This window comes from Streptomyces specialis, assembly GCF_001493375.1.
Classification (GTDB): domain Bacteria; phylum Actinomycetota; class Actinomycetes; order Streptomycetales; family Streptomycetaceae; genus Streptomyces; species Streptomyces specialis.
Window position 1 is genome coordinate 1 of the sequence record NZ_LN929782.1, and the last position, 6,299, is coordinate 6,299.

Annotated in this window: 5 protein-coding genes; 2 read left to right on the forward strand and 3 right to left on the reverse strand. The window is 73.0% G+C overall.

Features of this window, described 5'->3' with window-relative positions; translation table 11 throughout:
* Positions 1-269: 269 nt before the first annotated feature.
* Positions 270-722, forward strand: coding sequence for a DUF4442 domain-containing protein (locus BN2279_RS06895; RefSeq protein ID WP_059007528.1), 453 nt, complete (start codon positions 270-272; stop codon positions 720-722).
* Positions 723-744: 22 nt separating this feature from the next.
* On the opposite strand, the gene BN2279_RS06900 is transcribed toward BN2279_RS06895, so the two are convergent.
* Together BN2279_RS06900 and BN2279_RS06905 are read right to left on the reverse strand one after the other, a co-directional pair.
* Positions 745-2,403 carry a catalase gene (locus BN2279_RS06900; protein ID WP_059007531.1) on the reverse strand — a complete coding sequence of 553 codons (1,659 nt, stop codon included), beginning with the start codon at positions 2,401-2,403 and terminating at the stop codon, positions 745-747.
* Positions 2,404-2,548: 145 nt separating this feature from the next.
* A complete protein-coding gene (locus tag BN2279_RS06905; protein WP_059007533.1) occupies positions 2,549-3,409 on the reverse strand; it encodes a DMT family transporter in 861 nt (286 codons plus the stop codon).
* Between the two features lie 120 nt (positions 3,410-3,529).
* Between BN2279_RS06905 and BN2279_RS06910 the strand changes: the two genes are divergently transcribed.
* On the forward strand, positions 3,530-4,105 hold the full coding sequence (locus BN2279_RS06910) for a helix-turn-helix domain-containing protein (protein ID WP_059007534.1): 576 nt from the start codon (positions 3,530-3,532) through the stop codon (positions 4,103-4,105).
* Positions 4,106-4,128: 23 nt separating this feature from the next.
* Here BN2279_RS06910 and BN2279_RS06915 read toward each other — a convergent pair.
* On the reverse strand, positions 4,129-6,299 hold a 2,171-nt coding region (locus BN2279_RS06915; protein WP_324612824.1), incomplete at its 5' end, for a Pls/PosA family non-ribosomal peptide synthetase.

The window sequence follows — 6,299 nt, forward strand, 5'->3', positions numbered from 1 at the left end:
CATGATCTCTCTATTGGGTTGGAGTTATAGTTGAGAGCATCTCAACATCCGAATCAGGTCTGTGTGATGCACTCACATTCACTACGTTTTTTTTTTTTTTAATAGTCGGGCGCCCCCCGTGTCCGCTTGGAAGGCTTTGGTAGGCGGCGTCAGATGTTTATAAGAGCCAGGGCGTGCCCGGCCGGAGGGCACGCCCGCCCCCGGAATCGCTACCGACCTGCTACGTCGGGGCTCTCCACGCGTTGATTACCCGCTGGTAACGTGTGGCCATGACCGATCGCAAGACAACCGTGGCCGACCTGCTGACCGCCACCGTGCCCATGGTCCGCACGCTGCACCTGGAGTATCTGGAGACCGGCGCCGACCGCGCCGTCCTGCGTCTCCCCGACCAGCCCGAGTACCACAACCACGTCGGCGGCCCGCACGCCGGCGCGATGTTCACGCTGGCCGAGTCGGCCAGCGGCGCGGTCGTGCTGGCCGCCTTCGGAGAGCACTTCTCGCGGGCCGTGCCGCTGCCCGTGACCGCCGAGATCCACTTCAGGAAGCTGGCGAAGGGGCCGGTCACCGCCACCGCGACCCTCGGCCGGCCGGCCGCGGACGTCATCGCCGAACTGGACGCGGGCGGGCGCCCGGAGTTCGGCATCGACGTCGCGATCCGGCGCGAGGACGGCGCGGTGACCGGCGAGATGACCGTCGTGTGGACGCTGCGGCCCAACGACTGACGGCCTCCGCCCGGTTCGCGCCCTACCGGGTCACCACGTGACGCGCGTCGGGGACGCAGTGCGTCATGGTCAGGCCGGTGACGTCGCGCGGCGGGTTCTTGCCGAGGTTCCCCAGGCGCCGCCGGTCCTCGTCGGTGAGGTCCTGGGAGGCCAGCGGCTCCAGGTGGGCGACGTCCTCCGGGCCGATGCCGAGCCCGGCGCCGACGCGCAGGCCGAGGTCGTTCTCCACGAGCAGGAAGTGCCAGACCATGCGCTCCTGCACGCGCCGGTCGCACTGGGAGATCAGGGCGGTGAAGTTCTTCACCAGGTCGTCGCGTTCCCACTCCTCCATCAGGAGGTAGCGCTGGCCGGCCTGGAGGTAGTCGTTGGTGCGGGGGATGCGCTTGCGGGTGAGCCGGCCGCGGATCTCGGGGCCCTGGTCGTCGGTGGTGGGGTACTGGGCCTCGCGCAGTCCGCCGGTGATCGACGGCTCGTAGTTGACCTCGGGGTTCTCGCCCCCCTCGTCCACGGCGTACGTCATCAGGCCGTCGCGCTGGTTGGTGCGGACCTCGGCGTTCTTGGCCTGGTTCACCGGGAGCTGGAGGTAGTTGGGGCCGACACGGTAGCGCTGGGTGTCGCTGTAGGAGAAGGTGCGGCCGACCAGCATCTTGTCGTCGGAGAAGTCCAGGCCGTCGACCAGGACGCCGGTGCCGAACGCGATCTGCTCGTTCTCGGCGAAGTAGTTGTCCACGGTGCGGTCCAGCACCATGCGGCCGACCGGGCGGGGCGGGAACTCCTGCTCGGGCCAGACCTTGGTGTCGTCCAGCGGGTCGAAGTCCAGCTCGGGGTGGTCGTGGTCGTCCATGATCTGCACCAGCAGCTCCCACTCGGGGTGGTCGCCGCGGCGGATCGCGTCGTACAGGTCCTTGGTGGCGTGGCCCAGCTCGCCGGCCTGGACGTTGGCGGCGTCCTCCTCGGTCATCGAGCGGACGCCCTGCTTGGGCATCCAGTGGTACTTGACCAGCACGGTCCTGCCGTCGGCGTTGGCCCACTTGTAGGTGTTGACGCCGAAGCCCTGCATGTGGCGGTAGTCGGCCGGGATGCCGCGCGGGCTGAAGAGGTTGACGAGCATGTGCATGCTCTCGGGGGTCTGCGACATGAAGTCGAAGATCCGGGCGGGCTTCTGCTCGTGGGAGACGGGGTCGGGCTTGAGGGCGTGGATGACGTCGGGGAACTTGATGGCGTCGCGGATGAAGAAGACCCCGAGGTTGTTGCCGACGAGGTCCCAGTTGCCGTCCTCGGTGTAGAACTTCACGGCGAAGCCGCGCGGGTCGCGGGCGGCCTCGGAGGAGTCCCGGCCGCCGATGACGGTGGAGAAGCGCACCGCGACGTCGGTGCGCTTGCCGCGCTCCTGGAACAGCTTGGCGCGGGTGTATCGGCCGATCGGCTCGTCGCCCCAGGCACCGTACGCCTCGAAGTACCCGTAGGCGGTGACGCCGCGGGCGTGGACGACCCGCTCGGGGACGCGTTCGCGGTCGAAGTGGCTGATCTTCTCCAGGAACTGGTAGTTCTCCAGCGTGGCGGGGCCGCGGGCGCCGACCGTGCGCTGGTTCTGGTTGTCGAAGACGGGATGGCCCTGCCGGTTGGTCAGCGGCTTGCGGTCGTCGCCGGGCGCGGGTCCCTTGCTCGAAACGTCGGTCATGGCCCTGACTTCCTCCTGGCGTCGCGGATGGCCCAGGCACCACGCCTACCCGGTGCGCCCGCCCGAAACCAGCCGAGTCGGGCTTTCTCCGGCCATCCGGGGCGAACTGTCCCCCGGCGGGCCCAGCGCGGCCGGCGGGGCGCGCTCAGCCCGAGGCGAGGAGCAGCGTGCCGGCCATCGCCAGGCCCGCGCCGACCGCCTGGGTGGCCCGCAGGCGTTCGCGGAGCACACCGCGCGCGGCCAGTGCCGTGACGACCGGGTAGAGCGAGGCGAGGACGGCGGCGACGGTCACCGGGCCCATCCGGGCGGCCAGCGCGTAGGTGGCGTTGGCCGCCACGTCGGCCAGGCCGACGAAGGTCAGGGAGGGCAGCGCCCGGGTCACGGCCGCCCGGCCGCCGTCCGGCAGCAGCGGGGCGCCGCGCCGGGCGAAGGCCACCAGGGCGGCGCCGCCGGTCAGCACGTTGCACAGGCGCTGCGTGAACAGCGCGAGGAACAGCCCGGTGACGGTCGTGGCCGCCTCGGCGATCAGCGCGAGCACCGCGCCGAAGCCGAACGCGGCGACCAGCGTGTAGACCAGGGTGCGCCGCTGCACCGCGCCGCCGCCCCGCCGCGCGCCACCGGCCAGCACCACGCCGGTGAACGCGATCCCGATGCCCGCGTACTGCACCGGCCCCGGGCGCTCGCCCATCAGCAGCGCCACGCCGACCGGCACCGCGACCGCCGTGGCGACCATCGGCGAGACCACGCCCATCGGGCCGAGGGCGAGCGCCCGGTAGAAGAAGAGCATCGCCAGCGGGCCGATGAGTCCGGCCGCCACCGCGAACCAGAGCCGTTCGTCCGCCGCACTCCACGCGCCGGTGGCCAGGACGACGGCGCCCAGGACGACGGCGGCCAGCGCCTGCGAGACCACGACGACGGTCAGGGCCGGGATGCGCCTGGTCAGCAGCCCGCCGCCGAAGTCGGCCAAGCCCCAGAGCAGGCTGGTGGCCAGGGCCAGGGCAACCATCGTGACTCCTCGCAGTACAGTGGCGTGAACGTGGGTGTCCAGCCGAGTGTAGTTCATCGGGATGGACGCCAGCATACAAAATAATGAACGCTGCCCGTTTGTGTGCGTGGGAAGGCGCTTGTGACCGACCTCGACCAGCTCACCCAGTCGCTCGCCCGCAACCTGCGGCGGCTGCGCACCGAGCGCGGCCTGACCCTGGACGCCCTCGCGGCCCGCGCCGGGATCAGCCGGGGGATGCTCATCCAGATCGAACAGGCCAGGACCAACCCGAGCGTGGGCACGGTCGTGAAGGTCGGTGACGCCCTCGGCGTCTCCATCACCACCCTCCTCGACTACGAGCGGACCCCCGTCGTCCGGCTCGTCCCCGCCGAGCAGGCCGTCCGGCTCTGGTCCACCGAGGCCGGCAGCCACAGCACGCTCCTGGCCGGGACCGAGGCGCCGGGCCCGCTGGAGCTGTGGCACTGGCGGCTGATGCCGGGCGAGGGCCACGTCTCCGACCCGCACCCGGCGGGCACCGCGGAGCTGGTCCACATCCGCGCGGGGGTCCTCACCCTCACCGTGGACGGGTCCGACCACCTGGTGCCCGCCGGGACGTCGGCCTCCTTCGCCACGCACGTGCCGCACGGCTACCGCAACGACGGCGCCGAGCCGGTGGAGATGACCATGGCGGTCTCCGTCCCGGCCGCGACCGACTGACGCCCCACCGGCCCGCGTCGGCGTCAGCGTGACGCGGGACGGATCGGGTTGCCCTGCCAGCGGCCACCGGCCGGGACCCGTTCGGCCGCCATCACCAGCGAGGCGGCGCCCACCGTCGAGGACGCGCCGATCCGGCTGCCGGGCAGCGCGATGCTGTGCGGGCCGAGCACCGCGCCGGTGTCCAGCCGCACCGGCTCCAGCCGCATGACCCGGTCGTGGAACAGGTGCGTCTGGAGCACGCAGCCCCGGTTCACGCTCGCTCCGGCCGCCACGGTGATCAGGTCGGGCTCCGGCAGCCAGTGCGTCTCGCACCACACGCCGCGCCCCAGCCGCGCGCCCACGGACCGCAGCCACCACGACAACACCGGGGAGCCGGTCGCGGGTTGCAGCAGCCACGGCACGGCCAGCACCTCGACGAACGAGTCGTACAGCTCGTTGCGCCACACGAACGCGCTCCACAGCGGGTGGCGGCCCGGCCGGAACCGGCCCATCAGCACCCACTTCGCCGCCGTCGCCACCGCCGCCGCGACGACTCCCGCCGCGCACAGCACCGGCCCGCACAGCAGCACCGCCAGCCACGCGCCGCCGCTGTACCAGGCGTACAGCAGCGCGTAGGTCACGGCCACCCGCAGGGCCCCGGCGATCAGCAGCGGCACGACCCGGCACAGCTCCACCCCGGCGCGCGCCGCGCGCAGCGACCGGGCGGGCGCGAACGTGCGGGCGGGATCGCCCGGTTCGGGCAGGCGCCGCAGCCTCATCGGCGGATTGCCCAGCCGGGACGAGCCGGCGGGCACCTCGGGCGGGGTGTCGGACAGCACGCCGATCAACGCGCCGTCGCCCACCGCCCGTTCGGGCCCGACCAGGCCCGAGTTGCCGACGAACGCCCGCTCGCCGACGCGCGCCCGGCCGATCCGCAGCCACCCGCCGCGCATCTCGTAGGGCGCGGCCACCACCTGATCGGCGAGGAACGCCCCGTCGGCGACCCGGAGCATCCGGGGCAGGGCCACCACGGTCGACAACTCGACGGAACGGCCGACCCGGGCCCCCAGCAGCCGCAGCCACACGGGCGTGAACAGGCTGGCGTACAGCGGGAACAGCGTCCTGCGCGCCATGTCGGCGAGGTCGTGCGTCAGCCAGGCGGCCCAGCCGGTCAGGCTGTCCACCGGATGGGTGCCCGGCCGCAGCGCGAGCCCGAGCAGCCGGACGGCGACCACCAGCAGCGCCGCGTGGCAGGCCATGCCCAGCACCACCACGGCCGGGGTGTAGACCAGCAGCCGGGACGCCAGGCCGTCGGAGGTCGCGGTCAGCACCAGCACCACGACCGGCACCACGGCCAGCCACAGCAGCATCGCGCGCAGCGCGGGCGTCAGCAGCCGGGCCAGCGCCCACAGGAGGGTCGAGCCGCGCCGGGGGGACCGTTCGACCGGCCAGGTCTCGGGCTGCCGCCGGACGGCGGGGGATCCGCCCCAGCACTCCCCGTCCGGTACCGGACCGGCCACGCAACTGCCGGGCAGCACCTCGGCGTCGGCGCCGATCCTGGCGCCGGGCAGCAGGGTGGCCCGCTCGCCGACGCGGGAGGCGGGGCCGATCCGCACCGCGCCGACGCGCAGGACGTCGCCGTCCAGCCACCACCCGGCGACGTCGGCGTCCGGCTCGACCGCGCAGCCGTCGCCGAACGTCGCCAGCCCGGTGACCGGCGGCAGCGCGTGCAGATGGACGCGCCGGCCGACGCGGCAGCCCAGGAGCCGCGCGTACCAGGCGGCGAACGGGGTGCCGGTCGCCGGGCGGACGTTGACGGCCTTGACGTACCGCTCCGCCGCCCACAGCCGCAGGTGCGGGCCGCCGCCGCGCCGGTACGCGCCCGGCCGCAGTCCCGCGCACAGCAGCCGCGCGCCCGCCCCGGCCAGGACCACCCGGCCCGGCAGCGTGAACAGCGCCAGGGACGCCGGGGCCACCACCCACCACGACAGCGTCGGCAGCTCGTAGGCGAACCCCCACATCGCCAGCAGGTTCCCGGCCAGGGCGATCGCGACCACCCAGCGCAGCCCGGTCACCGCGTGCAGCAGCGGCTGGACGGCCGTCTGGACCCAGCCGGCCGACCGGGGCGTACGGGGGCGGTCTCTTACACACAGCTGACGCTGACGAGACAGAGGAGAGGAGGAGGAGTGGTGGGACAGGGATAAGTGAAAAGCAA